General features: G+C 63.6%; 28 protein-coding genes. 5 read left to right on the top strand and 23 right to left on the bottom strand.

Annotated features, from left to right (window positions below):
* Positions 1–79: 79 nt before the first annotated feature.
* The 4 genes from H6P80_RS06460 to H6P80_RS06445 all read right to left on the bottom strand — a co-directional run bounded on the left by H6P80_RS06460 (position 80) and on the right by H6P80_RS06445 (position 4,086).
* Positions 80–1,492 (bottom strand): M56 family metallopeptidase, encoded by a 1,413-nt coding sequence (locus tag H6P80_RS06460; protein WP_185800480.1) that lies wholly within the window; start codon positions 1,490–1,492, stop codon positions 80–82.
* The gene (locus tag H6P80_RS06455) at positions 1,489–1,857 is read right to left on the bottom strand and encodes a BlaI/MecI/CopY family transcriptional regulator (protein WP_185800479.1); all 369 of its coding nucleotides are present in this window, start codon (positions 1,855–1,857) and stop codon (positions 1,489–1,491) included. Before H6P80_RS06455 ends, H6P80_RS06460 begins: the two co-directional genes overlap by 4 nt.
* Before the next feature lie 321 nt (positions 1,858–2,178).
* Positions 2,179–3,219, bottom strand: a complete 1,041-nt coding sequence (locus H6P80_RS06450; RefSeq protein ID WP_185800478.1) for a lysylphosphatidylglycerol synthase transmembrane domain-containing protein — start codon at positions 3,217–3,219, stop codon at positions 2,179–2,181.
* An 81-nt stretch (positions 3,220–3,300) separates the two neighbouring features.
* A complete protein-coding gene (locus H6P80_RS06445) occupies positions 3,301–4,086 on the bottom strand; it encodes a helix-turn-helix domain-containing protein (RefSeq protein WP_185800477.1) in 786 nt (261 codons plus the stop codon).
* A 145-nt stretch (positions 4,087–4,231) separates the two neighbouring features.
* Here H6P80_RS06445 and H6P80_RS06440 point away from each other — a divergent pair, with 145 nt between their 5' ends.
* Positions 4,232–4,579: a hypothetical protein gene (locus H6P80_RS06440; RefSeq protein ID WP_185800476.1), complete on the top strand. Its 348-nt coding sequence runs from the start codon at positions 4,232–4,234 to the stop codon at positions 4,577–4,579.
* Between the two features lie 6 nt (positions 4,580–4,585).
* On the opposite strand, the gene grxD is transcribed toward H6P80_RS06440, so the two are convergent.
* From grxD to H6P80_RS06390, 10 genes are all read right to left on the bottom strand, one after another.
* A complete protein-coding gene (gene grxD, locus H6P80_RS06435) occupies positions 4,586–4,918 on the bottom strand; it encodes a Grx4 family monothiol glutaredoxin (protein WP_185800475.1) in 333 nt (110 codons plus the stop codon).
* A gap of 5 nt (positions 4,919–4,923) precedes the next feature.
* A complete protein-coding gene (locus tag H6P80_RS06430; RefSeq protein ID WP_185800474.1) occupies positions 4,924–5,163 on the bottom strand; it encodes a BolA family protein in 240 nt (79 codons plus the stop codon).
* A gap of 4 nt (positions 5,164–5,167) precedes the next feature.
* Positions 5,168–5,494 carry a DUF1476 domain-containing protein gene (locus tag H6P80_RS06425; RefSeq protein WP_185800473.1) on the bottom strand — a complete coding sequence of 109 codons (327 nt, stop codon included), beginning with the start codon at positions 5,492–5,494 and terminating at the stop codon, positions 5,168–5,170.
* A gap of 616 nt (positions 5,495–6,110) precedes the next feature.
* Positions 6,111–7,112 (bottom strand): NADPH:quinone oxidoreductase family protein, encoded by a 1,002-nt coding sequence (locus tag H6P80_RS06420; protein WP_185800472.1) that lies wholly within the window; start codon positions 7,110–7,112, stop codon positions 6,111–6,113.
* A gap of 37 nt (positions 7,113–7,149) precedes the next feature.
* On the bottom strand, positions 7,150–7,734 hold the full coding sequence (leuD, locus tag H6P80_RS06415; protein ID WP_185800471.1) for a 3-isopropylmalate dehydratase small subunit: 585 nt from the start codon (positions 7,732–7,734) through the stop codon (positions 7,150–7,152).
* A gap of 2 nt (positions 7,735–7,736) precedes the next feature.
* Positions 7,737–8,609, bottom strand: coding sequence for a retroviral-like aspartic protease family protein (locus H6P80_RS06410; RefSeq protein WP_185800470.1), 873 nt, complete (start codon positions 8,607–8,609; stop codon positions 7,737–7,739).
* 2 nt (positions 8,610–8,611) lie between these two features.
* Positions 8,612–9,445, bottom strand: coding sequence for an N-acyl homoserine lactonase family protein (locus H6P80_RS06405; protein WP_221892891.1), 834 nt, complete (start codon positions 9,443–9,445; stop codon positions 8,612–8,614).
* Complete coding sequence (gene leuC, locus H6P80_RS06400; RefSeq protein ID WP_185800469.1) at positions 9,442–10,872, bottom strand: 3-isopropylmalate dehydratase large subunit; 1,431 nt, start codon at positions 10,870–10,872, stop codon at positions 9,442–9,444. Before leuC ends, H6P80_RS06405 begins: the two co-directional genes overlap by 4 nt.
* A gap of 42 nt (positions 10,873–10,914) precedes the next feature.
* Positions 10,915–11,640 carry a hypothetical protein gene (locus H6P80_RS06395; protein WP_185800468.1) on the bottom strand — a complete coding sequence of 242 codons (726 nt, stop codon included), beginning with the start codon at positions 11,638–11,640 and terminating at the stop codon, positions 10,915–10,917.
* An 89-nt stretch (positions 11,641–11,729) separates the two neighbouring features.
* Positions 11,730–13,472, bottom strand: coding sequence for a B12-binding domain-containing radical SAM protein (locus H6P80_RS06390; RefSeq protein WP_221892890.1), 1,743 nt, complete (start codon positions 13,470–13,472; stop codon positions 11,730–11,732).
* Between the two features lie 197 nt (positions 13,473–13,669).
* Here H6P80_RS06390 and H6P80_RS06385 point away from each other — a divergent pair, with 197 nt between their 5' ends.
* Positions 13,670–14,284: an outer membrane protein gene (locus H6P80_RS06385; RefSeq protein ID WP_185800466.1), complete on the top strand. Its 615-nt coding sequence runs from the start codon at positions 13,670–13,672 to the stop codon at positions 14,282–14,284.
* 43 nt (positions 14,285–14,327) lie between these two features.
* On the opposite strand, the gene H6P80_RS06380 is transcribed toward H6P80_RS06385, so the two are convergent.
* The 4 genes from H6P80_RS06380 to H6P80_RS06365 form a co-directional block, all read right to left on the bottom strand.
* Complete coding sequence (locus tag H6P80_RS06380; protein WP_185800465.1) at positions 14,328–15,815, bottom strand: SulP family inorganic anion transporter; 1,488 nt, start codon at positions 15,813–15,815, stop codon at positions 14,328–14,330.
* Positions 15,816–15,982: 167 nt separating this feature from the next.
* Positions 15,983–16,627 carry a CoA transferase subunit B gene (locus H6P80_RS06375; protein ID WP_185800464.1) on the bottom strand — a complete coding sequence of 215 codons (645 nt, stop codon included), beginning with the start codon at positions 16,625–16,627 and terminating at the stop codon, positions 15,983–15,985.
* A 41-nt stretch (positions 16,628–16,668) separates the two neighbouring features.
* On the bottom strand, positions 16,669–17,061 hold the full coding sequence (locus tag H6P80_RS06370; RefSeq protein WP_185800463.1) for a RidA family protein: 393 nt from the start codon (positions 17,059–17,061) through the stop codon (positions 16,669–16,671).
* Positions 17,062–17,103: 42 nt separating this feature from the next.
* Positions 17,104–17,808 carry a CoA transferase subunit A gene (locus tag H6P80_RS06365; protein ID WP_185800462.1) on the bottom strand — a complete coding sequence of 235 codons (705 nt, stop codon included), beginning with the start codon at positions 17,806–17,808 and terminating at the stop codon, positions 17,104–17,106.
* Positions 17,809–17,989: 181 nt separating this feature from the next.
* Between H6P80_RS06365 and H6P80_RS06360 the strand changes: the two genes are divergently transcribed.
* Positions 17,990–18,793 carry a universal stress protein gene (locus tag H6P80_RS06360; RefSeq protein ID WP_185800461.1) on the top strand — a complete coding sequence of 268 codons (804 nt, stop codon included), beginning with the start codon at positions 17,990–17,992 and terminating at the stop codon, positions 18,791–18,793.
* On the opposite strand, the gene H6P80_RS06355 is transcribed toward H6P80_RS06360, so the two are convergent.
* From H6P80_RS06355 to H6P80_RS06345, 3 genes are read right to left on the bottom strand one after another with little or no spacing between them, the layout of a single operon-like run.
* Positions 18,790–20,055 (bottom strand): cyanophycinase, encoded by a 1,266-nt coding sequence (locus tag H6P80_RS06355; protein WP_185800460.1) that lies wholly within the window; start codon positions 20,053–20,055, stop codon positions 18,790–18,792. The genes H6P80_RS06360 and H6P80_RS06355 overlap by 4 nt on opposite strands.
* The gene (locus H6P80_RS06350) at positions 20,052–20,705 is read right to left on the bottom strand and encodes an HAD-IA family hydrolase (RefSeq protein WP_185800459.1); all 654 of its coding nucleotides are present in this window, start codon (positions 20,703–20,705) and stop codon (positions 20,052–20,054) included. Before H6P80_RS06350 ends, H6P80_RS06355 begins: the two co-directional genes overlap by 4 nt.
* A 13-nt stretch (positions 20,706–20,718) precedes the next feature.
* Positions 20,719–21,207 (bottom strand): GlcG/HbpS family heme-binding protein, encoded by a 489-nt coding sequence (locus tag H6P80_RS06345; protein ID WP_185800458.1) that lies wholly within the window; start codon positions 21,205–21,207, stop codon positions 20,719–20,721.
* Positions 21,208–21,365: 158 nt separating this feature from the next.
* On the opposite strand from H6P80_RS06345, the gene H6P80_RS06340 reads away from it, so the two are divergent.
* A complete protein-coding gene (locus H6P80_RS06340; RefSeq protein WP_185800457.1) occupies positions 21,366–22,268 on the top strand; it encodes a CmcJ/NvfI family oxidoreductase in 903 nt (300 codons plus the stop codon).
* Positions 22,269–22,275: 7 nt separating this feature from the next.
* Here H6P80_RS06340 and H6P80_RS06335 read toward each other — a convergent pair whose 3' ends face one another.
* Positions 22,276–23,376 carry a DUF2855 family protein gene (locus H6P80_RS06335; protein ID WP_185800456.1) on the bottom strand — a complete coding sequence of 367 codons (1,101 nt, stop codon included), beginning with the start codon at positions 23,374–23,376 and terminating at the stop codon, positions 22,276–22,278.
* A gap of 16 nt (positions 23,377–23,392) precedes the next feature.
* Entirely contained in the window at positions 23,393–24,310 is a 918-nt protein-coding gene (locus tag H6P80_RS06330) for an SMP-30/gluconolactonase/LRE family protein (protein WP_185800455.1), read from the bottom strand.
* 50 nt (positions 24,311–24,360) lie between these two features.
* Between H6P80_RS06330 and H6P80_RS06325 the strand changes: the two genes are divergently transcribed.
* A complete protein-coding gene (locus H6P80_RS06325; RefSeq protein WP_185800454.1) occupies positions 24,361–26,028 on the top strand; it encodes a thiamine pyrophosphate-binding protein in 1,668 nt (555 codons plus the stop codon).
* Positions 26,029–26,091 lie beyond the last annotated feature (63 nt).

Below are 26,091 nucleotides of genomic sequence, written 5' to 3'. Positions count from 1 at the left end.
AAACAGGAGGCAAGGCGCCACGCAAAAGGGGCGGAACCGTTAGGCTCCGCCCCCGCGTTTCCCGCTCTACAGGGGCCGTCTAACGGGTCTCGCGAGCCAGTTCAGCGATGCTCGCATCGAGCTCGGCCAGGACTTCGGCCCGCAGCGAGCCGGACAATTCACGGTCGCTCGCAATCTCGGCGCGGGCTTCGCGCAGGCCTTCCAGCGCCGCGCCGCGGACATCGGCCATCGCTTCGCGGCAGATGATCAGATGGACCGACCGGCCGTCGCTGCTGCTGAGATCGCGGACCATCTCGCCGCTGCCGTCACAACCTTCCTCGATATTGATGTCGGGGATCATGGCGCGCAATTCCTCGCGGCTCGGGATCATCGCGCGCAGCTCCGCTTCGCTCGGCATGTCGGCGAGAATTTCTTCGCGGCTGATCCCGTGGCGGCGCGCTTCGCCGTCCCCGCTCTCTTCCGAGCGCTGGATCGCCCGGACATAGCGTTCGGTGCCGTCATCCCCTTCGAATTCGAGCGTCGCGTTGATGTCGGCATCGGGGTCGATTTCGACCATTTCGCGCTCCTCGGCGGACGGTTCCTGCGTAATCGCGTAGCTCACGGTCGCCGTCAGCGGCAGCGCAAGGGCGAGACCGGTGCCGATCGCCGCGATACCGGCGATCCGGCGGAATTTGCTTTTGTCGTTCATGGTCATGGTTTTGAGCCTTTTCTTCAGGGAGTTTGTGCTGTCGAGCGCACTTGCGAACATCAGCGGGCGCCCCGAAGCGGCTTTCGCCACGGCCCGGCCATAGATGGGATGATCCTCTTCCTGCGTGCTGGCCAGGATACGGGCATCGCACGCCGCCTCCTGATCGAACCGGAAGGCGCGCCAGGCATACCAGGCGACTGGATTGAACCAGTGCAGGCAGAGAATCACGAAGGCGGCAAAATTGACGAACAGGTCGCCGGACCTGTGGTGCGACACTTCGTGGGCGAGCGCCAATTCGCGCTCGCGATCGGAAAAGTCGCGGAAAAAGGTCGCCGGAACCGCGACATATTTGCGGAACAGGCCGAAGGCGAGCGGACCGCGCACGCCGAACGCCTCGACCAGCCGGATATCGCCGATTATTTCGATTTCCCGCGCGTCTCCCAGAATCTCGCTACAATCCTGCAGATAGGCGCCGATCCGCCAGAGGAAAAGCAAGGCCGCGCCGCCGAGCCAGAGGCTGATGCCGATAGCGGCCCAGTTTGGCCCGGCCGCCTCGATCGCCTGCACAGAGGCGACGATTTCGGGCGCCATGCTCGTTACCGGGGCCGCCACCGGATGCGCGACTGGCGCCGGCACGACGATTTCCTCGATCATCGGCGGCATGAACAGCCGCGCCGCGGGCAGGACCCAGAGCGCATAGGCGATCTTGGCACCGAACAGCCGCGCCACCGGCGCGCGCAGCGCCATCACCAGCGCCATCAGGATCGTCGTCCATAAAAGCGTGTCGAATATCCATTCGGTCATGATTTCAGCCCCCGGATCAGCCGCTCAATCTCTTCGATATCGTCGTCGCTGAGCGCGTCGCGCTCGGCGAGATGCGCGACCAGCGGCGTGACCTTGCCACCGAACAATCGGTCGACCAGCCGCTGGGATTCGCCGCCGACATAATCGTCGCGCGCCACATTGGGCGAATAGAGGAAACGGCGGCCGTCCTTTTGATGGGCAACCGCCTGTTTGGAGACGAGGCGGGAGAGCAACGTCTTCACCGTCTGCGGGCTCCAGCCGCGATCTTCGTCCACGGACTCGGCGACTTCCGCCGCCGTCAGCGGCGCGCGGCGCCACAGCGCTTCCATGATCTCAAGCTCGGCTTCGCTGATACGCTTGTCCATAAGACCTCCGTTACGACCACAAGCGTAATCAGAACGATTACAGCTGTAAACGGGAAAACCCTGCCGTTGGTCGAATCCGGAAGGCCTTTCGCGCCGCTTTGTCGGGAAATTTTACACGAGAGCCCATGGTTAACAGGCCGGATACCATCGAAAGCCGTGCTTTTCCGCGATTGTCGAAAACTGGCACGGGGGGTGCATAGTTATAGGCGTTCCATAACCCACTATACCCCCATGAGGGACGGGTTGACTGCTACACTGGTCTCGCGTCAACCCGTCCCCTCATACCCCCAAATTCCCGAAAAGACCGCGGCAGGCGCCAGGCTATGCTTCTGCGCGCACCCGCCCCCGCATGCCCAGGAAGATCAGGGCGGCGAGCCCGGTCGGTATGTAGAACAGTATCAGCCGCCAGATCACCATGACCGCAGCCAACCGCGACGGGCCGACGAAAGGCGCATAGAGCAGCAGGAAGGCCGCCTCCGTGCCCCCTACCCCGCCCGGCGTCGGCACCATGGTGCTGAAGGTGAAGGTCAGCCATTGCAGCGCCCAGTAGAGCAGCGGCAGCATCTGCCCGCCGGCAAAGCCGATAATCGCGGTCGCCACCGAATAGCGCGCTGCCCATTGGATGAACGACAAACCCATGCTGGCGAGGACGACGAGCTTCCCGCCCTTGAGGATCGTCTTCCAGTCGGAAACGACATTGCGCCATAGTTCGGCGGCGCGCGCCGAAAGATTGTTGGTGACGCGGGCGATCTTGCCGCCCAGCCAGCCGCGTTTCGCCGCGCCGACCAGCGTTCCGAGGATCATCGCCAGCGCGACGAGGAACAGCAGCGCCTGCGCGGTGGACGCGCGCGCGCCGACCCAGTCGAGCTGGCGCAGCTGCGCGGGCAGCTCGAAACCGAAAGCGTAGAACAGCGCGAAGGCCAGCATCCCGAGCATCACGATCGTATCCTCGGCGATCTGCATCGAGATGATCGTGCCGGCCTTGTCGGCCTTCACCCCCTCGTTGCAGAGAAACCCCCATTTGATGACGGTGCCGCCGGTCGCCGTCGGCGTCACCGAATTGGCGATCACGGTACCCAGGATCACGCGGATATTGCCCTTGAGGGCCAGCGGCACATCGAGAAAGCGGCACCAGATGGCGAGCCGCGCGACATTGGTGAACCAGGGCACGATCGAGAGCCCGGCGGCCAGCGCGAGCAGCCAGGGCCGTTCGGCGATCGAGGCGATCGGCCGCCCATCCAGGGTCCACAGGAAAAATATGATATTGGCGAGCGCCGCCAGCGGCAGCGCCCAGAGCGCCAGCCGGATCGCGCGACGGCTGATCCTGGCGGGTTTTTTCGCCTCGCTCGTCACGCGGGGCACCCGGCGGCTTTCCGAAAAACCATCGGCGGGGCTTAGCGAATGGGCTGCCTGGCGGAAAGCTTTTGATGGCCGGGCGCCAGGTCAGTGCCTCCCGGCCGCCCGCAGGATGTCCGCCGTCGCCTCGTCGGCGGGATAGAAAGCCTCGAGCGCCAGCTCCGACAAGGTCACATCGACCGGCGTCCCGAAGATCGTGATCGTCGAGACGAAGGACATCCGCCCGACCACCGTATCGATTATCAGCGGCAGCCATATCCGGTCGGGATCGGCGGCCGGCGGTTCTTCGGCCTGCGCATGCGGATAGCCGGCGATCTCGGCCCGCAAGGCGACCAGCCCCTCGTCGGCGCTGGCCTCTATCGAACGGTCGAGCTGTTCCATCACATGGGCGTGCCATTCGGCAAGGTTGACGACCTGCGGCGCCAGCCCCTCGGGGTGGAGCGCGATCTTGAGCGCGTTCATCGGCTGGGCGAGCAACGCGCTGCCGATCTGTTCGGTGAAGAAGCTTATGGCGTCGTTGGCGGCGAGGATGTTCCAGTGCCGGTCCACCGCGATCGCCGGATAGGGTTCATGGCCCTTCAGGATATGCTGGATCGCGACGAGCGCCTGTTCCATCGCGGGATCGTCGAGCGGCCGTTCGGCGTGGCGGGGCGCGAAACCGGCGGCGCGCAACATGCCGTTGCGCGCGCGGTAAGGCACCTCCAGCTGCTCGGCGAGCCGTTCCAGGGTACCGGTGCTGGGGCGCGAGCGCCCGGTTTCGATAAAGCTCAGATGGCGCGGCGAGATATCGGCGTCGAGCGCGAGCTGCATCTGGCTGACCCGCCGCCGTTCGCGCCATTGCCTGAGCTGCTGCCCAACCGGAACCGTACCCATATGCGCGCCTCCATCATGCGATGCGGGTCGCAATCTAGAGGGCGGACGAACGCAATTCCATTACCTCCAAGGTAATCGACTTGCCGCAGCACGGGCCGCATCACGGCTTCGAAAACACCCGGTCCATCGAACAGGAGACCCGACAATGGCCGCTTTTCGAATCCTGCTGATCATCCTTTTCCTGGAACTCGCCATTTATACGGTGTTCACCGTGTCGGCTCATGGCCTCAATTTTTACCCGGACTATTTCGGGGACATGCTGGCGATGGGCTGGCCGGGCCAGTTCAACCTCGACTTTACCTGCCTGCTGGTGCTCGGCGCGCTATGGATCGCCTGGCGGGAAGGTTTCGCCCTTTCCGGGTTGGCGATTGCCGTCGCGATCTTCTTCGGCGGAGCACTGGTGCTCACCGCCTATCTCCTGATCGCCAGCTTTCGCGCGAAAGGCGATCCGGCGGCTCTGCTGTTGGGCGCGACGCGCGCCGCGGCGCGCTAAGCAACGTCAGCCGACGACCGGCGCGACGCCCTTTTCCTGCATCAAGGCCTGGAGTTCGCCGGCCTCGTACATCTCCATCATGATGTCCGAACCGCCGACGAATTCGCCTTTCACGTAGAGCTGCGGAATGGTCGGCCAGTCGGAATAGGCCTTGATGCCCTGGCGGACTTCCTGGTCCTGCAGCACATCGAAACTCGAAAATTCGACGCCGAGATGTTCGAGGATCGCCACCGCGCGGCTGGAAAAGCCGCATTGCGGGAAGAGCGGCGAACCCTTCATGAAGAGCACGACATCGCTGCCCTTCACGGTTTCATCGATACGGGCCTGTGGGTCGGACATGGTGGTTACTCCTGTTCGGGTGCGGCGGTGACGAGCTGGAGCGCGTGCAGCTCCCCGCCCATACGGCCGCCCAGCGCGGCATAGACCGCCTGATGCTGTTTCACGCGCGGCATCCCCCGGAAGCTCTCCGAAACGACGCGGGCCGAATAATGGTCCCCGTCCCCGGCGAGATCGGTGATCTCGATCGCGGCATCGGGGATCGCATCGCGGATCATCGTTTCGATATCTTCGGCCGCCATCGCCATGATGCTAGTCCGTCGACTCGATGAACTGGCGGCGGGCCTCGACCGTCATTTCGTCGAGCTTTTCGCGGATCGCGCCGTCGTCGACATCGACTTCGGCCGCCGTCAGATCGCCCAGAACCTTGCGGATCACGTCTTCATCGCCCGCTTCCTCGAAATCGGCCTGCACGACCGCCTTGGCATAGGCGTCGGTTTCCTCGGCGGTCAGCCCCATCAGTTCCGCTGCCCATTCGCCGACCAGACGGTTGCGGCGCGCGGTAATCCGGAACTGCATTTCCTGATCGTGCGCGAACTTGTTCTCGAAGCCTTTTTCGCGATCCTTGAAACTCGTCATCTACGGCCCCTTTTGCCTGAAATCTTTGTCGTTCCTGAAAATAGGGAGGCGAAGCGCCATGCGCAACGCCCCTTGCTATCCGGTCTTCTTGAGCTTCGACTTGTGGTAGACCATTCTTCCCGTTGCAACAGCGCAGACTCACCAATTGGAGGAGGTCGGCATCAGAACTCTGATAGCGTTTCTGCTGATATTTGCGATGTCCTCGCCTGCCTCCGCAGGATGGGACCGGACCCGCTGGGGTATGTCGGAACTCCAAGTACAAGCAGCCTATCCGGAAGCCATAATCGATAGAGAAGAGTATTATGTCGCGCTGGATTTGCCGCCTTCTTATCGGAATATACTCAGGTTGGGGAATTCCGATTTTGGCGGGATCCTCTGGCAATCTGTCACACTGAGAATTGTAGAAGGGCGCCTCACTTCAGTGGTACTTGTTACAAACGGCGATTGCGATTGGCTGCTCGAACACATTAACGATTGGCTTGGAGACCACCAAATCGTCCAGACCGACAGCTGCCAAGGATTGAACTATGCCGATCCGGAACGGAACAACCGGATAACCATCAGCGCGAGTGGCAATCGAAAAGCCGTGACCTTCCGACCGTACGGAGCAAACTAGCTAGTCCGCGATCTTCACCACCAGTTTACCGATGGCCTGGCGCGCGCCCATCTTGGCGATGGCATCGCCGCCCTTTTCGAACGGGAAGACCTCGGTCACCTGGGGCGCGATCTTGCCCTCTTGCCACCATCGGAAGAGCTGATCGACATTGTCGCGATTGTGCTGCGGATCGCGGGCCGCAAAAGCGCCCCAGAACACGCCGCGCACGTCGCAACTCTTCAACAGCGTCAGGTTGAGCGGCAGTTTGGGGATGCCGGCCGGAAAGCCGATCACCAGATAGCGGCCTTCCCAGGCGATCGAGCGCAGTGCCGGTTCGCAATAATCGCCGCCGACCGCGTCATAGATCACGTCCGCGCCGTTCGGCCCGACGGCTTCCTTGAACTGCGCGGAAAGCGCCTTGGACGCATCCTTGTCGAACGGCCCGCGCGGGTAGATGAGAACGTCGTCCGCCCCGGCATCGCGCACCGCCTGCGCCTTTTCTTCCGACGACACCGCGCCGACGACGCGCGCGCCCATCGCCTTGCCGATTTCGACCGCGGCGAGACCGACGCCGCCCGCCGCGCCCAGCACCAGCAGGGTTTCGCCTTCCTTGAGATCGCCGCGATCGGCGAGCGCGTGGATCGTCGTGCCATAGGTAAGGATCATCGCGGACGCCGGCTCGAACGCCACATCGTCGGGCAGCTTGAAGGCGTTGGTCGCGGGCACCGCGACATATTCGGCGAGCCCGCCATTGCCGCACATCGCCAGCACGCGATCACCGGCTGCAAAGCCCTCGACGCCCTCGCCCACCGCTTCGACGACGCCCGAAACCTCGCCGCCCGGGGCAAAGGGGCGCTCGGGCTTGAACTGATATTTGTCGATGATGATGATCACATCGGGATAGTTGATCGCGCAGGCCTTGACCGCGATAAGCAAATGGCCGGGCTTCGCTTGCGGCTTGTCGAGCTCCCCCATGCGCAGGGTTTCGGGGCCGCCGGTTTCGTAGGACAGCAGGGCTTTCATAGCTTCGTCTCCAATTTTACGCGCGAGTTCCCGAAATTCAGGGCGCGAGCCACGGTCTTTCCGCCGCGATCTTGTTTTCATAGGCGGCAATCGCCGCCTCGCTCTTCATGGTCAACCCGATCTCGTCGAGGCCCGCCATCAGGCAGTGTTTGCGAAACGGATCGAGCGGGAATGCGAACCGATCCTGAAAAGGAGTCGTAACCACCTGATTTTCAAGATCTATCGTGATCGGATCGGTCTTGGCGACTTCCATCAGCCGGTCGACCGCCTCCCGCGGCAGCTCTACCGCGAGGATGCCGTTCTTGAAGGCGTTTCCCGAAAAGATGTCCGAAAAGCTCGGCGCGATGACGGCGGTGATGCCGAGATCGAGCAGCGCCCATGCGGCGTGCTCGCGGCTCGATCCGCAGCCGAAATTGTCGCCCGCGATCAGGATCGATCCGCCGGCATATTCGGGATCGTCGAAGACATTGCCCTCTTCCGCGCGCACGGTTTCGAACGCGCCCGCGCCCAGCCCTTCGCGGCTCACGGTCTTGAGATAGGCGGCCGGGATGATGATGTCGGTATCGACATTCTTGCGGCCGAACGGAATCGCGCGGCCGTGGACGGTGGAGACGGGCTTCATCGTCAACGCCCCGTGACCGCGAACCGCACGCGGCGTTCGGGAAAGTCTATCACCATGCGTACGGCCTCCAGCCAATCCATACCGAAGATGATCGCCGGCCGGTCGGCGACTCCGAAGGCTTCGAAAACGGGAAGGTCCGCGACGAGCACCGGGGCCTCGGCCAGGGTCACATCGCCGAACCGGACATCGGCTATGCGCGCTTCGAGCGATTCGACCGGCATATTGGTCGCGCCCTGGATGGTCTCTCCGGCATCGAGCGTGGAGGGATCGAGGCCGATCAGATGGCCCAGCCGCCAGTTGATCCGGGTCTTGCGCGCGCCGGTGTCGATGACCGCCAGCGCTTCCACGTCGCCGATATGGACGGGAATGGTGAGCAACTCGCCCAGGGTCGGCGCGGCTGCAACGCTCTCGGCCTCTTCCATGCCCTCGGGCACCGTGCCGCTCTCCAGGATCGCCGCGCGACCGCGCGGCAGATCGAAATCGAGAACGGCGTCGCCGAACAGGTCGAGACCGATAATTCCAGGCAGCGGAACCCCGTCCGGCCGGGCATCGAGGATGGCCGCCATGATGCCTTCGGCGGAATGCCCGTCCATCGTCACCCGTGGCAGCGCCGCGATACGCACCGTTACCGCCCCGGTCTGCCCGACCAGCTGGTCCTCGGATTCCCCGACGGGGATATCGTGCTCCGCCACGAACGGATCGTAGAGTGCGCTTTCGCTGGCCCCGGTATCGAGAACGAAATCGAACGTGCCGACCCCGTCGATCGCCACCGGCACCGTCGCATGGCCGCTGGCGGCAATCGCCATCGGCACTTCGGCGGCAAGCGGGCTCGCGGAGGCCAGCAAGGCGGCCGCGAAAAAGGGAGTTCCGCGCATCGTCAGCGCGCCGAAGCCGGGAATGCCGGCAGCCGCTCGATATCGCCCGGATCGTGCTGGATGACGATGATCGCATCGAGCGAGGCATCGATCTGCCCGAAACGCTCGAAGGAAGCGAGCGTATCGGCGCGGTCGGTGTTGAAAGCCGGGACGCCGCGATTTTCGATCTGCTCGCGGAAATGATAGAGATCGCCGGTCAGAAGGAAGTTACCGGACTCGGGCAGGCGGACGAGGAGCGAACTGTGTCCTGGCGTGTGGCCGGGCATCGACAGAATCGTCACGCTGCCATCGCCGAACACGTCGTGATCGCCCGAAAAATTCAACGCTTCTCCGGCATCTTCGCCGATCCACGGAGCCAGCGCCGCCGTTGCCTCGGCATTGGCGCCGCTGCGCACGACCGCCAGATCGCGGCTGTTCATCAGCAAGGTCGCGCCCGGGAATTCGGCCGCCTGGCCGATATGGTCGCCATGATAATGGCTGAGACCGACAAAGGTCACCTGTTCGGGGCTGATATCGATATCGGCAAGCTGGTCCACGATGCTGCGTTCGAGCGACATGGTGAAAATAAACTGGCTGACCGGATTACCGATCAGGCTGCTCGACACGCCCGTATCCCAGAGCAGATATCGATCGCCATTGCGGATGACGTAACAGCTGTCGGTCAGCGTCCGGGGTTCGCCGTCGTAAAGATGGCCATCGGAAAAAGGCCCGGAATCCGAAAGGTCGATAACGCCGCAATCGAGCCGCCACATCTCGATATCGGGCGTGTCCTGCGCGGCGGCGGGCGCCGCGAACAGCGCCATCGGGGCGAGCCATCTGGCAATCGTCTTCATCATGACATCATCTCCCTGACATCGGTGAGCCGTCCGTTGATCGCGGCGGCGGCAGCCATCGCCGGCGACACGAGATGCGTGCGCGCGCCCGGCCCCTGCCGGCCGACGAAATTGCGGTTCGAGGTCGAGGCACACCGCTGGCCCGCGGGCACCTTGTCCGGGTTCATGCCGAGGCACATCGAACAGCCAGGCTCGCGCCATTCGAAACCGGCCTCCACGAAGATCCTGTCGAGCCCCTCCTGCTCGGCCTGCAGCTTGACGAGTCCCGAGCCCGGCACGACCAGCGCCTGCTTGATCGCATCGGAAATCCGGTGGCCCTGCAGCACCGCGGCAGCGGCACGCAGATCCTCGATCCGGCTGTTGGTGCAACTGCCGATGAAAATATTGTCGACCTCGACATCCTGCATCTTCTGGCCCGGAACCAGCCCCATATAGGCCAGCGACTTTTCAGCCGAGGCGCGCTTGGAGGGATCGGTGAAGCTATCGAGCGAGGGCACTTCGCCGGTGATCGAGACCACATCCTCGGGGCTGGTGCCCCAGGTGACGTTGGGCGCGATATCGGCGGCGTCGAGAATGACGGTCTTGTCGAAGCGCGCGCCTTCGTCGGTCGGCAGCGTCTTCCACCATTGAACGGCCTTGTCCCAATTCTCGCCCGAGGGCGCCATCGGCCGACCCTTCAGATAGGCGAACGTCTTTTCGTCGGGCGCGATCAGCCCGGCGCGCGCGCCCGCCTCGATCGACATGTTGGAGACGGTCAGCCGCCCCTCGATCGACATCTCGCGGATCACCGAGCCGGTATATTCGATGACATGGCCGGTGCCGCCCGCCGCGCCGATCTTGCCGATGATCGCAAGCGCGACATCCTTGGACGACACGGCGAAGCCGAGCGTGCCGTCGATCCGGATTTCCATGGACTTGGAGCGGGTTAGCTGAAGGGTTTGCGTCGCCAGCACATGTTCGACCTCGCTCGTTCCGATGCCGAAAGCGAGCGCCCCGAGCGCCCCGTGCGCAGCCGTATGGCTGTCCCCGCAGACCAAAGTCGTGCCGGGCAAGGTGAAGCCCTGTTCGGGGCCGACGACATGGACGATTCCCTGCTGGGGCGAGGCATCGTCGAAATAGCGGATGCCGAAGGCCGGCGCGTTCGCTTCCAGCGCTTCGAGCTGCTGCGCCGACATCGGGTCGGCGATGGGTATACGGTTGCCTGCGCTATCGCGCCGCGCGGTGGTCGGCAGATTGTGATCGGGCACGGCGAGGGTCAGGTCCGGACGGCGCACATCGCGCCCCGCGATCCGCAGCGCTTCGAATGCCTGAGGACTCGTCACCTCGTGAACGAGGTGGCGGTCGATGAAGATGATCGACGTGCCATCATCGCCCTTTTCGACGACGTGTGCGTCCCAGATCTTCTCGTACAGTGTGCGGGGTTCGGGCATGCCGCCTATCTAGCGGCGAAACGCCCGCTGTCTACCGTTTAGCTATACCCAAAGCGCCATCAACCACCGTGCCACGGCGAGCCAGGCCGGCGTGTTCCAGATCAGCGGCGAAACGCAAATCGCGAGAAACGCGATCGAACCGCCGATCCAGGTCGCGCGATGGATGCGTCCGCGCGAATGGATATCCCAGCCGACCAGCGCGACGATGAAAAGCGCCGGGATATAGAGCCCCGCATAAAAGGGGATGAAAGCGATCCGGCCGAAGCCCGGCCCGGTAAACGCCGCCATCGCCATCAGCATGTAGCGCTTGTGCGCCTGGGGGTCCTTGCGGCGGTTGGCGAGCCCCAGCGGGATCAGCAGCGCGGGCGAAACCAGGTTGAGGATGGGAACCGCGAGCCAGCTCTCGGCGGACAGGAACGGCGGATGCGAGCCGCGCGCCGCGCCGTGCAGGGAGGCGGCAAAACCCACGACGAACAGGATCACGGCAAAGCCGAAGCCGGCGACGCCGAGGCGCTGGTGCATGGCGCGATTGCCCGCCGAAATCAGCCCGACCTGCGTGACGAAGAGCGCGAGCCACGCGGTGAAGACGAGCCCGTGGATCCATATCCAGGGGGTCAGCGGCAGCATCGACGGCTGGTGCATCCACTGGCGCAGGAACCAGCTCGGCAGGAACCCTCCCAATATGCCGGCCGCCATCAGCAGCGCCATCGAAAGATAGAAAGTCCGCTCCGCTCGCGCGCCGCTGCGCGCCTTCACTGCATCGGCCATATTGCCCTCCCCCCCCGGAATTGCGGAGGACAAATTATCACGAATGCATCCGTTCGCCCAAGAAATTTCGTTGTCCGCGCGCCGCGATATCAGGCGGCGGCTTCCCGGGCTTCGCGATGCTCGCGCCGGACATCAGCCTGCTCGGAATGGCGGGTGCCGGTGAGCAGCACGTCCACCTTGCGTGTCTCTTCGGTGATCGCGGCGTCGCTATAGGCCAGGCCGTTCGGATCGCTGAGCGCGCGGCGCATGAAGCGCTTCAATTTCAGCCAGGTCAGCGTCACGCGCCACAGGTTCCAGACGTTGAGCAACGCATATTTCGGGTAGAAGACAAGCGGATTTTCAATCGGAAAACCGGGGCGGCGCTGGGTGCGGCGGCGCATGCGGAAATAGCCGGATTCGAATTTCGCGACCCCGCCGATACGCACCGCCTCGCGATAGGCGACGAGACGGTTCAGCGTCATCTTCTTCTTGTTCGAACCAAGCGCGACCATCCGCTTCATCACCCGCTCCATATGGTCGAAGCTGTAAAAGGCGCGGTGCGCGTCGACATAGGCGCGCTCCCATTCCTCGTCCGACATTTTGGGGTGATGGGTGACGCGGTGGTTGAGATCGTATTTGTTGAGGTCCGGATCCATCCACTCGCCGGCTTCATGTTGCCGCTTGTGATCCTCGCTGCCGGGCAGCGGCGTCAGATAGTTGAGATAGATCGCGTCGATCGGCAGTTCTTCCTTGAGGATGCCGATATCGCGCTGGATGGACTCATAAGAATCGTTCGGGAAGCCGATGATATAGCCGCAGATGATGAAGACCGGATGCTTCTTCCACATCAGGAACATCTCGCGATATTCCTCGACCCGGTTCTGCCGCTTCTTCGCCGCTTCCAGATTGTCGGCATTGACGTTTTCGAGGCCCACGAACAGCTCGTCGACGCCCATCTTCACGCATTTATCGATGAAGTTGGGGATGCGGTGGGCCAGCGTATCGACCTGTATCACGAGCTTCACCGGGAAGCCCTGTCCGCGCAGCTCGATCAGCCGGTCGGCGAACACCTCCCAATTCTTGTTGCGCGCGAAATTGTCGTCGGTGAGCACGAAGCGCGTGATCCCGGCGGCCGCGTTGACTCGGATGATTTTTTCCAGATCGTCGGCGGTGCGGAAACGGCTCTTGCGGCCCTGCACATTGATGATCGTGCAGAAGGAACATTCGAACGGGCAGCCCCGGCCAAGATCGAAGCTCGAAAAGCGGTTGGTGTTGTTCTGCACCTGCTCGGCCGGAAGGAAGGGGATCGGCGCGCCGGCGATATTGGGCGTGTCCTTGAGCCAGTCGTAGACCGGCTTGAGTTCGCCCGCATAGGCATCGCGCAGCACCTCGTCGATCCGGCCGTCCTCGGCCTCGCCGGCGAAAAAGCTGATGCCGAGTTCCTGCGCCTCGACGAGTTCGGGGGTCATTTCCTTGAGCATTGAGAGGCAACCCGAGACGTGGAAGCCACCGATCGACACCGGCAGCCCCGCCGCTCGAAATTCGCGCGCCATATGCATGCAGCGCGGGAACTGGTTCGATTGCACGCCGACCATGCCGATAAATCCGCGGCCGCCCGCTTTCTCGATGGCCTTTGCGATTTTCTTCGGATCGACGCGCGAATGGATCTCGTCGATCGTATAAACATCCGCTTCGATATCGCCGAGCGCGCCGCGCTCGATGGCATCGTCGACGATCCCGGCAAGGCAGGCGAGCGAATTGGATGGCACGATCGAGCGCCACCAGCTCAGCGGATAGCCGTCGTCATGATAGCGCGTCGGCTTGATAAGATAGATTTGAAACCTGTTCCCCATTTCCCGATCATAGCGCGGTGGCCGAAATTGCGCCATTTCTTTCCGCGCAGCCTGGAATTCCGCTTTGCGTCCCGTTCGTTCCGACCGGCGCAGCGCGGACTCGCCTCGTCGCATGGCCTCTTATTTTCGGCGTCTTTTTCGGCATGAACGGGCGCGATCGCCCGGTTGGGGCGAGCCAGTTGCGTAGGATTATCGCCATGAAGCATATCGTCTATCCCGCCGCCGCCCTTCTCGCGGGCCTCGCCGCGCCGAGCCACGCCCAGAGCGTTCCGTTCGTGCCGGATATCTATATGGGCCTGGAAGCCGGCACCGGCGAACGCAGCGCCAGCCGTTTCGGCGAACCCGGGACGATTACCGGAAGCGACGAAAGCAACGGCGTCGATTATGGCGCTTTCGTCGGCATCGAACTGCCGGTCTTCCCTATGGGCTATATGGCCCTGGAGGCCGGTGTCGGGGATTCGACCGGCGAAACCACGGCCATCGTCAGCAATAACGGCACGGACCGCGAAGTACGGAGCCAGGCGCGTTTCAACTGGAGCGGCACCGCCCGGCTCGGCCTCGCGCCCCTGCCCGGTTTCGCGGCCTATGGCATTGCGGGCTATGGCGGGGAACAGGTCGATGTGACGGTGCGCGACGTCGCGACCGGCGCCACCTTCGACAGCGACGATTCCATGGACGGCATCATCTACGGCCTCGGCGCGCGCTATATGGTCGGCCAGGATGTCGGTGTCCGGGCCGAATATCGCCACCGCGAGGCAAGCGGCGCGTATGACCCCGAACAGTTCATGATCGGCGCTTTCGTCAGCTTCTAGACGACGCCAATAGCGGGCCGAATAGCGGAGGACCGGTTGGCCCTTAGTGGCCGACCACGCCCAGGCTCTGAAACGGCTTCTCGTTGTCGCTATATTTTTCGATCAGGGTCGCGCTGGCGAGGTTGAGCCCGATGACGCGCACCGTCTTGCCCTCGCCCTGCAAGCGCGCGACGACCTTGTCGAGCACACCGGTCGCCGAAATATCCCAGAAATGGGCGTGTGTGAGGTCGATATCGATATCGGTGACGTCCTCTTCGTTGAATTCCATCGCTTCGGTGATCCGGTCGATCGAGGCGAAGAATATCTGTCCGGCGATCACATAGTGCCGGGTCGTGCCATCGAGGCTCGTCTCGATGGTGACGAGATTGCGGACCTTGGCGGCGAAGAAGATGCCGCTCAGCAGCACGCCGACCAGCACGCCCTGCGCCAGATCGTGCGTCCATACGACGGTGACGACGGTCGCCAGCATCACGGCGGTCGAGGCCCGGGGATGGTGGTTGATCTCGAGGAAGGATTTCCAGCGGAAGGTGCTGATCGAAACGAAGATCATCACCGCGACCAAAGCCGGCATCGGGATCTGCGCGACCCAGGGACCGAGAAGGACGATCAGGACGAGCAGCATGACGCCCGCAACCATCGTCGAGAGCCGCCGGCGGCCGCCCGATTTGATGTTGATCACCGACTGGCCGATCATCGCGCAGCCGCCCATGCCGCCGATGAACCCGGTGAAGAAGTTCGCAGTGCCCTGGCCGAAGCATTCCTGCCTTTTGTCGCTGCGCGTCTCGGTCATGTCATCGACGATCGACGCCGTCAGCAGGGATTCCAGGAGGCCGACCGCCGCCATGCCGGCCGCATAGGGCGCGATGATCTTGAGCGTTTCGAAGGTCAGCGGGACGATCGGCAGATGGAACATCGGCAGGCTATCGGGGAGATGCCCCATATCGCCGACCGTGGAGACGCCGAAGCCGCCGAAAATGCTGACAACCGCGAGCAGAACGATCGCCACGAGCGGCGACGGCACCGCCTTGGTCAGCATCGGCAGCCCGTAGATGATCGCCAGCCCCGCCGCGACCATCGCATAGGTAGCGACAGTGAAATGATGGCCGATCAGCTGCGGCACCTGCGCCATGAAAATCAGGATCGCGAGCGCATTGACGAAACCGGTAATCACCGAGCGCGACACGAAGCGCATCAGGAGATCCAGCCGGAGCAACCCGGCTACGCCCTGGAAAACACCCATCAGGATCGTCGCGGCGAACAGATATTCGACGCCGTGATCGCGCACCAGCGGGATCACCAGCACCGCGACGGCCGCCGTCGCCGCCGAGATCATGCCGGGACGCCCGCCGACCATCGCGGTGATCACGGCGATCGAAAAGCTCGCATACAGGCCGACGCGCGGATCGACGCCCGCGATGATCGAAAAGCCGATCGCTTCGGGGATCAGCGCTAGCGCCACCACCAGTCCGGCGAGAAATTCGGTACGGGGCTGGGACAGCCAGTCGCGCTTGAAATTGCGGTGTAGGGGCATCGGCAACGGCTTTCGGGCAATGTGCCGCGAAGCTGCGGAGCGTTTGAACGCTCCGGAACCCGATGCGGCTATGGTCTAGGGGTCAGAAGCCCGTCAGGCTTCCAATGCTGCGCTGCAATATAGATTTTTCGCCTGAAGCGTAACCCCGAAAAATCGGCGGCCCGATCCTATTGCAGCCGTTCGACATAATGGGCGGTCGTCTTTTCGCCGACTTCCGCGGCGGTAACGTCCGGCGCCAGTTCGATCAGTTCGAACGGGCTTTCATGATCCGGGCGCTTGAACACCGCGAGATCGGTTACGATCATGTCGACGACATTCTTGCCCGTCAGCGGCAGGGTGCAGGCCGGGATGAATTTGGGATCGCCGCTTTTCGAGCAATGCTCCATCACGACGATGATCTTCTTGACGCCCGCGACGAGATCCATCGCGCCGCCCATGCCCTTGATCATCTTGCCCGGGATCATCCAGTTGGCGATATCGCCATTTTCCGCGACTTCCATCGCACCGAGAACGGTGAGATCGATATGACCGCCGCGGATCATCGCAAAGCTGTCTGACGAGCTGAAATAGGCGCTTTGGGGGAGTTCGCTGATCGTCTGCTTGCCGGCATTGATCAGATCGGGGTCCATGTCTTCGGCATAGGGGAACGGCCCTATGCCGAGCATGCCGTTCTCGCTCTGGAGCGTGACCTCGACCCCGTCGGGGATATGGTTGGCGACCAGGGTCGGAATGCCGATGCCCAGATTGACATAATAGCCGTCCTCCAGCTCCTGCGCCGCGCGGGCGGCCATGTCATCACGTGTCCAGGGCATGTTTTTCCTTCCGATTCCCAGTTCCGGCGTTGCGCCCCGCTCTAGAGCAGGCGCACCGCGATACATTCCACTTCGAGCAACAGCTCCGGCGCTACCAGCGCCTCGACATACACGGCCGTCGATGCCGGGCGATGCGCGTCGAGATATTTCGCGCGGGCGTCTCGCACCACTTCTCCCGCCTGGCCCTTCACGATGAAGGTCGTCATCTTGACGATGTCGTTCGCGACCAACCCGTTGGCATGGAGCACGGCGTCCAGATTCCGAAAGACAAGTTCTGCCTGCTCCGCGAAGCTTTCGGGGATGCTGCCGTCGGGGCGCATCCCGACCTGACCGGAAACGAAGACAAGCTCGCTGTTTCCGGGGATCGTTATGCTGTGGCTGTAGGAGCCGGCCGGCGGATGGATGTCGCCGGGCTTGCCGTTGTTGATCCGCATGGTCCTCTCCTTCTTCTGTTCTCGCCCCGATTATGTTCGGGCTCAGGCAGCGCGTTCGCGGACAGTCTCGAATTCGATCTTCTTGTCATAGGGGCTGCCGTCGATCAGCCGCTTCACATAGATGCCCGGCAGATGGATGCAGTCCGGATCGAGTTCGCCCGTCTCGACGATTTCCTCGACCTCGGCGACGCAGATCTTGCCCGCGGTCGCCATCGGCTGATTGAAGTTGCGCGCCGTCTTGCGGAAGACGAGATTGCCCGACTTGTCCGCCTTCCAGCCCTTGACGATGCACAGATCGGCGAAGATGCCGCGCTCGAGAACATAGTCCTGGCCGTCGAATTCCTTGGTTTCCTTGCCCTCGGCGACGACGGTGCCGACGCCGGTCTTGGTATAGAAGCCCGGAATGCCCGCGCCGCCTGCCCGGCAGCGCTCGGCGAGCGTGCCCTGCGGGCAGAATTCGACCTCCAGCTCGCCCGCCAGATATTGCCGTTCGAACTCCTTATTCTCCCCGACATAGGAGGAGATCATCTTCTTGACCTGCTCGGTGCGCAGCAGCTTGCCCAGCCCTTCATTGTCGATCCCGGCATTGTTGGAGGCGATGGTGAGATCCTTCACCCCGGCATCGCGGATCGCGTCGATCAACCGGTCGGGGATGCCGCACAGGCCGAAACCGCCAGCGCAAATATGCATGCCGTCGAACAGCAGGCCGTCGAGCGCCGATGCGGCATCGGGGTAGATCTTGTCCATGTCTTTGCTCCGCTGGGGTTTCTGCCCGGATAGGCGGCGGGCGGGGGCCGGGTCAATTGCGTTTCGTTTTCTGCAATTGTCCTATCGGCAATGCTATAAGGCATGGGCGATTTGACGCGGATCAATGCGGCCGCGAGCATTTCGTGCTTTCCTTTTTTACAACAGCGAAAGGAACCGCACCATGAAATCCCTGATAACCCCGGTGAGTGACGAGCACGGCCTCGAATCGCGAATGCAGGCGGCGCTCGACATCTGCCGCGCGACCAGCGGGCACCTGACCTTCCTCCACGGCATTCCAACCAGCGCCTATGTCGCGCTCGATCCGTTCGGCGGTTCCTATTATGTGGCCGAGCAGCACAAGGCCGCCGAGGACGCGTCCGAGGCCAAACATGCCAGGATGCGCGACCATATGGCCGCCGAAGACGTGCCGTGGGATTTCGCCCGGCTCAATGGCACGCCCGACGATGCGCTCGTCCGCTATTCGCGGCTCGCCGATCTTGCCGTGCTGTCGGAACCGCCCGAAAACGATCATGACGATCTGGAATCCGCGCTCAGCTATTTCGTCATGGCGAGCCATTGCCCGGTTCTTGCCGTGCCGCAATCGGCCAAGGCGCTCGATTGCACGGGCAAGGCCGTCATCGCCTGGAACGGATCGGTGCCCGCGGCCAATGCCATGCGCCAGGCCGTCCCGCTATTGGCGATCGCCGGCGAAGTCGAGATCGTGACGCTGGGCCAGGACCCCGAAAATTTCCCGGCCGAGGCGGCGGCCAGCTATCTCTCGCGCCACGGCATCTCGGCCGAAGTCACGCTGCGCGACCGGGCCGGCGATGTCGCGGAGGCGATGCACAATCTGCTGGTCGACCGCGAGGCCGATTATCTGGTGATGGGCGCGTTCGGCCACAGTCGCTTGCGCGAAACCCTGTTCGGCGGCGTTTCGAAGCACTTCATCCGGCAATCGCCGGTGCCGGTGCTGATGGCGCATTAATGGCGATAGGGTTGCGGCGCGCCGGTGGTGAGCGACAGGCGAACACCCGAAAGCGTGCCGTTCCAGCCTTCTTCCTCGGCGCTCCGCCAGTAGCGGGTACGCGCATCGGCGGCGAAGACGAAAATCGCGCCGCGCTTGTCCTCGGCCAGGTTGACCTCGAACCGGGCCGTGGCGGCGCGGCGCTGCTCACTGGTGAACAACTGGCGCGTCTCGCTTTCCAGCGGATCGGCGAGCCGCACGCTCGGCCATAGTCCGCCGAAGACCGACGGCCGCGCGGTCACTGGCTCGCGCCCGCTCGCCGGCGTCACCGCCAGCGTCGAAAGGTTCAGCATGTCGCCGCCATGCAACCGCGACAGCCGGATATCGGCAAAGCCCGTCGCCGAAACCGTCGCGCGGCGCCCGTCGAGCACTGTCACGGTGCCGCGTCCGACAACCCAGGCCGCCCGATCCCCGCGATCGACAAGCAGCGCCGTATCTTCGTCGATACCGAGCCCCATCCGTGACGTGGCGGGCTGTGCCATGATCGCCCGCGCCAGCCTCCCGAAGCGGCCGCGCTGCGCGAAATGCTGGTCGACTAGGCCGGGCGAGAAAAAGCCCAGGCCGCGGTCCAGGACGAGGCTCCCGCTTTCGCCGCTTTGCGACGGCGCGGCTGCGAGCACTTCGCCGAACAGGCCACCAAAGGGATCGCCGCCCGCGATCATCGGATCGCTCATCACGGCCGCCCCCGCGCTCGATCCACCGACAACTGCGCCAACTTCGAGCCGCGTGCGGATGGCCGCGAGCATCGGCGTATCGGTGCCGTCCTCGGCGATCAACAGCTGGCGCAGGCGCATCTGATCGCCGCCCGTGAACCAGATCGCCCCGGCATTCTCGATCGTCGCGATCTGATCGGGATCGGTGGCGCCGCCCGTCCATTCGCTTTCGTCGACGTCCGGCGTGTCGGGATCGTCAAGCATAGCGAGCTGGACGATGGCAACGTCTTCGGCGGCCACGCCGTAGAACATCAGCTCTCCGGCGAAAGTCGCCCCGCTGCCGGACGGACTGGCCGAAGCCGCCGCGATAATCGCGATGCCCGGCGATCCTGCGAGGCGATTGTCGATAAAGGCGTGATAGACATCGGCATTGTCGAGCGAGAGCCCGCCACCGACGATCACCAGCCGCCCGCCTTCGGCCGGTGCCGATTCAGGGACGGTCTGCGCCCCCGCGGGAACGGAGAGCGCCACGCACAATATTGCGCAGGCGAAGGCCAGGAACCGCGTCACAACCATCCTTCCTCAAACCCGAGCACCGAACCGAGATCGGCCAGCGCGTGTTCTTCCCCGCTTACCTTGATCGCCACCATCCCCATAGCGGCGGCCGGTTTGCAGTTGATCCCGAGATCGTCGAGATAGACGCAGCTTTTCGGCACCACGTCCAAGGCTTCGCACATCATCGCATATATCCGCGGATCGGGCTTGCGCACGCCGACCTTCGAGCTTTCGATGACATGATCGAAGCGCGACATGATATCTTCGACCCGCAACGCCTTTTCCTCGCTGACCGCCATCCCCGCTCCGCGCCCCGACGGCACATTGTTGGTAATGCAGCCCAGCCGGAAGCCCTTGACCTTGAGGACGTCGAGCGCCGCGACCATGCGCGGACGGACATCGCCGGCCAGGCAAGCGAGCACATCCCTGCCGCAAAGCGCGACGCCCGTCCGTGCGGCCTCTTCCGCGAACAGCGCGTCGAACGCATCGGCGTCGATCTCGGATCTTTCGAACCGGGCCCAGGCATTGCTATCGGGATCGGCGGCGTTGATCCGGCGGACGCTGTCTTCCGGCAGTCCCCGTTCCCGCTCCATGCGGTTGAACGCGGCGAAAGGCGAGGTCGTGATCACCCCGCCGAAATCCCAGATGACTGCTGAATAAGACATGGCTAGCCGGCGATCAGTTTTCGGCACGCGAGGATCGCAGGCCCGCGGCCGCGATCCCGGCGATCACGCAGGCGGCATCATCCTCGGGCGGTTCGCCCGACGCGCCCGCCCCGCCAATCCGTTCCCTCCCCTCGGCATCGAAGATCGGCACGCCACCGCCAACCGCTACGACATCGGGCGCACCGGCAAAACCGGGCGTTTCTTCGACCGCGCGGGCCATGCCTGCAGTCGGGAAACCCCAAGCCGCCGCGGCGCGCGCCTTTTCTTCGGCAAAGGCCTGGATGCCCCAGCCATTGCCGTCCATCCGCAGCGCAGCAACGAGATGACCGCCGAGATCGACAACGGCGATGCCGTGGCTCTGCCCGCGCGCCGTGGCCCGGGCCGCGCACGACTGGACGATGGTTTGCGCGGCTTCGGCGTCGAGCGTCTGGGATTGGGCGGAGGTCGAAATTCCGGCGATCGTGGCAACCGCCGATAGGGCGGCAATCTGTTTCGTATTCACAGGCCTTCTCCATTATTGTTCAGGTATCGATCGTCGGAGAGAGGGCCCGTCTGCGGTTCCCGCCGCGCAGGGTCAAGTTACGTGACGGTGACATTCAAGCTGGCGGCGCGCCCTAAAATAAGCATAATCGCGTACAAACAATCGGATAGGAGGACAGGATGCCGGTCGCAGAGGCGCATATCGAAGACGAAGCCCGCAGCATCGAAGCGAAAATCAACTATCTGCTACCCGGACCGGATATCAACCGCCGCTTCGTGTCGGCGGGCGTCGAGGTCAACACCGGGAGCTACGGCCCGTTCGAGGTGGCGATCCGCGATGCGCGCACCATCCGCGAGCATTTCACGCTTGAGCGACAGGGCTTCGTCCTCGGCGATTGCCCGACCGCCATTGCGGATTTCTACGACAGCGACGAGGTCGACCGGCTCTACAAGGACGAGGTCGCGAGCCATGTGAAGGCGCTGACCGGCGCGAGCTTCGTCCATCCGATGGGCTGGATGATCCGCAATTCGGGCGACATCGCGAAGTACCAGAAGAACACGGACGAGCCCTATCAGCATCAGGGCGGGGTCCAGCCGCCGGCCGGCGAGGCGCATATCGACACCGAACCATCGCGCGCCGACCGCATGGCGAAAGCGCTCTACGAAAAGGTGCGACCAGACGGCCCCGGCTATTCGCGCTTCATCTATACGAGCTTCTGGCGCACCTTCTCACCGCCGCCGCAGGATTGCCCGCTCGCTGTCTGCGATCATCGCAGCGTCGGCGACGAGGAAGGCCTACCCAACGTGCTCTACATCGTCGACGAGATTCCCGAGGGCGAGGCGATGTTCGCGCCCATGCCCGATGACGAGCAGATGGCCGCCGCTATCTTCCGCTACAATCCCGATCACCGTTGGTGGTATTTCTCGAAAATGACGCGCGACGAGGCGCTGCTGCTGAAATTTCACGACTCGGATCACAGCGTCGCCTGGCGCGTGCCGCATACGGCGTTTTGGGATCCGAGCTTCCCCGATGCGAACGTCCGCGAGAGCATCGAATGCCGCTCGGTGGCCTTTTTCGAATAGCCGCCGTTCAGGGCGTAACGACTATCCCTTTTTTCGGGTCGGCCTTGCCCGACAGCATTTCGCGATAGGCGGCGAGCGCCGCTTCGGATCCCGAGCGCCGGTCGATCCCGGCGATATCGGGCGCGATCTCCATGAAGCCGAGCCAGGCGCTGGCGATGCGTTGCCCGAATTCGGCCGGGCCCCAGTCGGCGAGCCGCTTCTGACTGCGCGCGGGCGCGAAAAAGCCGGTCGGCGGAGCGCCGGGAAGGTCCGGTTCGACCCGCGGCGCATCCCAATGCGACTTGCCGACGATCATCGAATTGCGGAGATTGTCGCCGAAATGGCGGTGGACGGCGGCGGTCACCGCGCCATTGCCCGCCATATCGACATAGCCGGTCGGCTTCGAGGCATCGAGCGTACCGATATCGTCATAAGCGACCACCGTATCGTAAATTCCCGTCGCCGCGAGCGCGTCGACATGGGACGCGCTGGTCAGGCCGATGCTGCTCGGCCGTGCCTCGCCGCGCTGGCGATGCGCGAAAGCGAGCCCGATCGCGGTCTTGCTCGATGCGCTGGCGATGACGATCTGCTCGGCGCCATAATCGCTTTCGTCCTCATATTGGTCGGCGATCAGCCAGCCGGTCAGGAATAGCGGGCGGAAGACCGGCCAGTAGTCATGATGTTCGGGACGATAGTCGACGATCCGGTCTAGCTTTTGATAATTGTTGTAGATCGGCGGCAGGGTCGTGCGACGCGGCGTGGCGTCGACAAAACCGGTCTCGCGGATATCGGACGCCGTTAGCACCGTATGCGATGCCATCGGATAATAGCCGTAGAAGCGATCCCCTGCGGCGATGCCCTCGGCCCGGCTCTCGACGACCGTCGCGAAGCCCCAGACCGGAAGCCGCCCCGGCTCGCCGCGCTCGGAGAAGAAATCCCAATAGCCCTGGTCGTTTCCGAACAGCCCGGCGGGTTCGCCGAAGACACCATAGGTGATGTTGTTCGCGGTCATCGCATATTCGTCGATGGCGACCAGCACTTGCCCCTCGTCCAACGCCGGCGGCCCGGTTTGCACGATTTTCGCGTCGTTAAGGTCGCCCCGGTCGATCTCTATCACCCAGCTGTCCATCACTCTCTCCCTTCCCTCAACTATTATGCGCAAGGCGCAGGCCAGGGCGCGCCCATTGCATCTTGGCGAGCCGCCCCGTCCCCGACAGGCAGATATAGGCGGTGCGCATGTCGGCCCCGCCCCAACAGATATTGGTCGTGAAGATGTCGTCGGTCGGCACGAACTCGACCTCTTCGCCGGCGGGAGAGACGACCGTGATCCCGCATTCGCCGATCGTGGCGATGCAGATATTGCCGGATTCCTCGACGCCGAGGCTGTCGAAGAATTTGTAGCCCGCGGGGCGATAGAGCGGGATGCCCTGCCCGCCCGGCCCCGCCGCATCGTCGACCTTGCCCGGCGCGATCACGTTGAACTTGGTCAGGCGGCAGGTGTAGGTTTCCGCCGCATATAGCGATTTGCCGTCGGGCGAGAGGCCGACGCCATTGGGGTTTTGTGAGGGGAAAATCACTTCCTCGAGATGGCTGCCATCGGCCTTGGCGTAAAAGATGCCGACGATGTCATGGCAGCGCTTTTCATAATCGACCTTCCCGTGATCGGTGAACCAGAAGCCGCCATGCTCGTCGAAGACGATATCGTTGGGGCCGCGCAGGACGCAGCCGAAATCGCCCGATTTGTAGAGGACTTCCACATCGCCGGTGGCGATGTCGATGCGCTCGATCCGGCCGCCCGAATAGTCGGCAGCGATGCCGTGCGGCGCGAGCATCCCGTTGCTTTCGATATAGCTGAAGCCGCCATTGTTGCAGCAATAGAGCTTGCCGTCGGGGCCGATCGCAAGGCCGTTGGGTCCGCCGCCCGGCTCGGCGACCGTCTGCTTACTGCCGTCGGGCAGTACCCGCGTGATCTTCCCGTCGGCGATCTCGACAAGGATGATGCTGCCATCGTCCATTGCCACCGGCCCTTCGGGAAACCGCAATCCGTCGGTCACTATCTCCATTGCTTGTTCTCTCCCTTTCTCCGCGTCTTTTTGCGCGCTAGAGCGGATGCATGACACAGTTACGCACCGGCGGCAAAATCCTGGTCGACAACCTCGTGGCCCAAGGCTGCGACCGTATTTTCTGCGTCCCAGGCGAGAGCTATCTCGCCGTGCTGGACGCGCTCCACGATTGCGAAGAGATCGATCTCGTCGTCTGCCGACAGGAAGGCGGCGTATCCTATATGGCCGCCGCCGACGGCGCGATGACCGGGCGGCCGGGCATCGCCTTCGTCACGCGCGGGCCTGGCGCGACCAACGGATCGATCGGCGTCCATGTCGCCCGGCAGGATTCGGTACCGATGATCTATTTCATCGGCGATGTCGGCCGCGAGGACAAAGACCGCGAGGCCTTCCAGGAGATCGACTTTACCGCGATGTTCGCCCCGGTCGCCAAATGGGCGGCGAAGATCGACCGCGCCGAACGCATCCCCGAATATATCGCCCGCGCCTATGCAACGGCGATGGCAGGGCGGCCCGGCCCCGTCGTGCTCGCGCTGCCCGAAGACATGCTGCGCGATGCGGTCGAGGCGGTGGACCGGCCCAAGGTCGTTCGGCCCACCCAACATCCCGATCCCGATGCGATGGCCGCGATGATGGGGCTCTTGAAAGACGCGAGCTCGCCGGTGGCCATTGTCGGCGGCGCGGACTGGTGCGCGGGCACCGCCCATTATTTCCGGCAATTCGCCGAAGATATCGGCCTGCCCGTGGCCTGCGGCTTTCGCCGGCAGGATGCGATTCCCAACGATTCCTCGGTCTGGGCCGGCAATCTCGGTTACGGCCCGAACCCCAAGCTGCTCGAACGGATCCGGAAGGCGGACCTGCTGCTGATCGTCGGCCCACGCCTCGGCGAAGCGACGACCGACGGCTATACGCTGGTGACGCCCGATCATCCCGACCAGATCCTGATCCACGTCCATCCCGATCCGGAAGAACTGGGCAAGGTCTATCGCACCGATTTGCCGATCTGTGCCGATATGCGCGAGTTCGCCGAAGAGGCCGCGCTGTGGGAGCATGACATTATCGATTTCGATTGCGGCAAGGACGCTCATGCCGAATGGGAGGCATGGAGCACGCCGCAGCCGAACGACGATCTCGCGCTCGACCTCGCGCAATGCGTCGGCACGATGCGCGAGGCGCTGCCGGTCGACACGATCATCTGCAACGGCGCGGGCAATTTCTCGAGCTGGTGGCACCGTTTCTGGCGCTATGGCGGACCGGTCTGCCAGCTCGCGCCGACCGCCGGAGCGATGGGCTATGGCGTCCCCGCGGCGGTCGCCGCGGCGCTGCGCCATCCCGACCGGCAAATCGTAGCCGTCGCGGGCGACGGCGATTTCCTGATGAACGGACAGGAACTGGCGACCGCCGTCCAGCATGGCGCTTCGATGCTCGTCTTCGTCGTCGACAATGGCAGCTATGGCACGATCCGCATGCACCAGGAACGCAACTATCCCGGGCGGGTTTCGGGCACAGGGCTTTCCAACCCCGATTTCGCGGCGCTGGCGCAAGCCTATGGCTGCTGGTCGGACAGGGTCGAGAAAACCGCGGAGTTCGGCCCCGCGCTGGAACGGGCAATGAAGGAGGACGGCGTGCGCCTCATTCACCTTACCATCGATGTTGCCGACCAGATCGGCGCGGGCAATTCGATCGCCAAGATCCACGCCGCATCCGGGGCAGCCTGAATCGGGCGTTTCACGCAAAGGGCCACCGCCGGTTATCCCGACGATGGCCCAATGCGACCCAGT

Source organism: Parasphingopyxis marina (genome assembly GCF_014237875.1).
GTDB lineage: Bacteria > Pseudomonadota > Alphaproteobacteria > Sphingomonadales > Sphingomonadaceae > Parasphingopyxis > Parasphingopyxis marina.
This window is presented reverse-complemented; position numbering and strand designations above follow the sequence as displayed.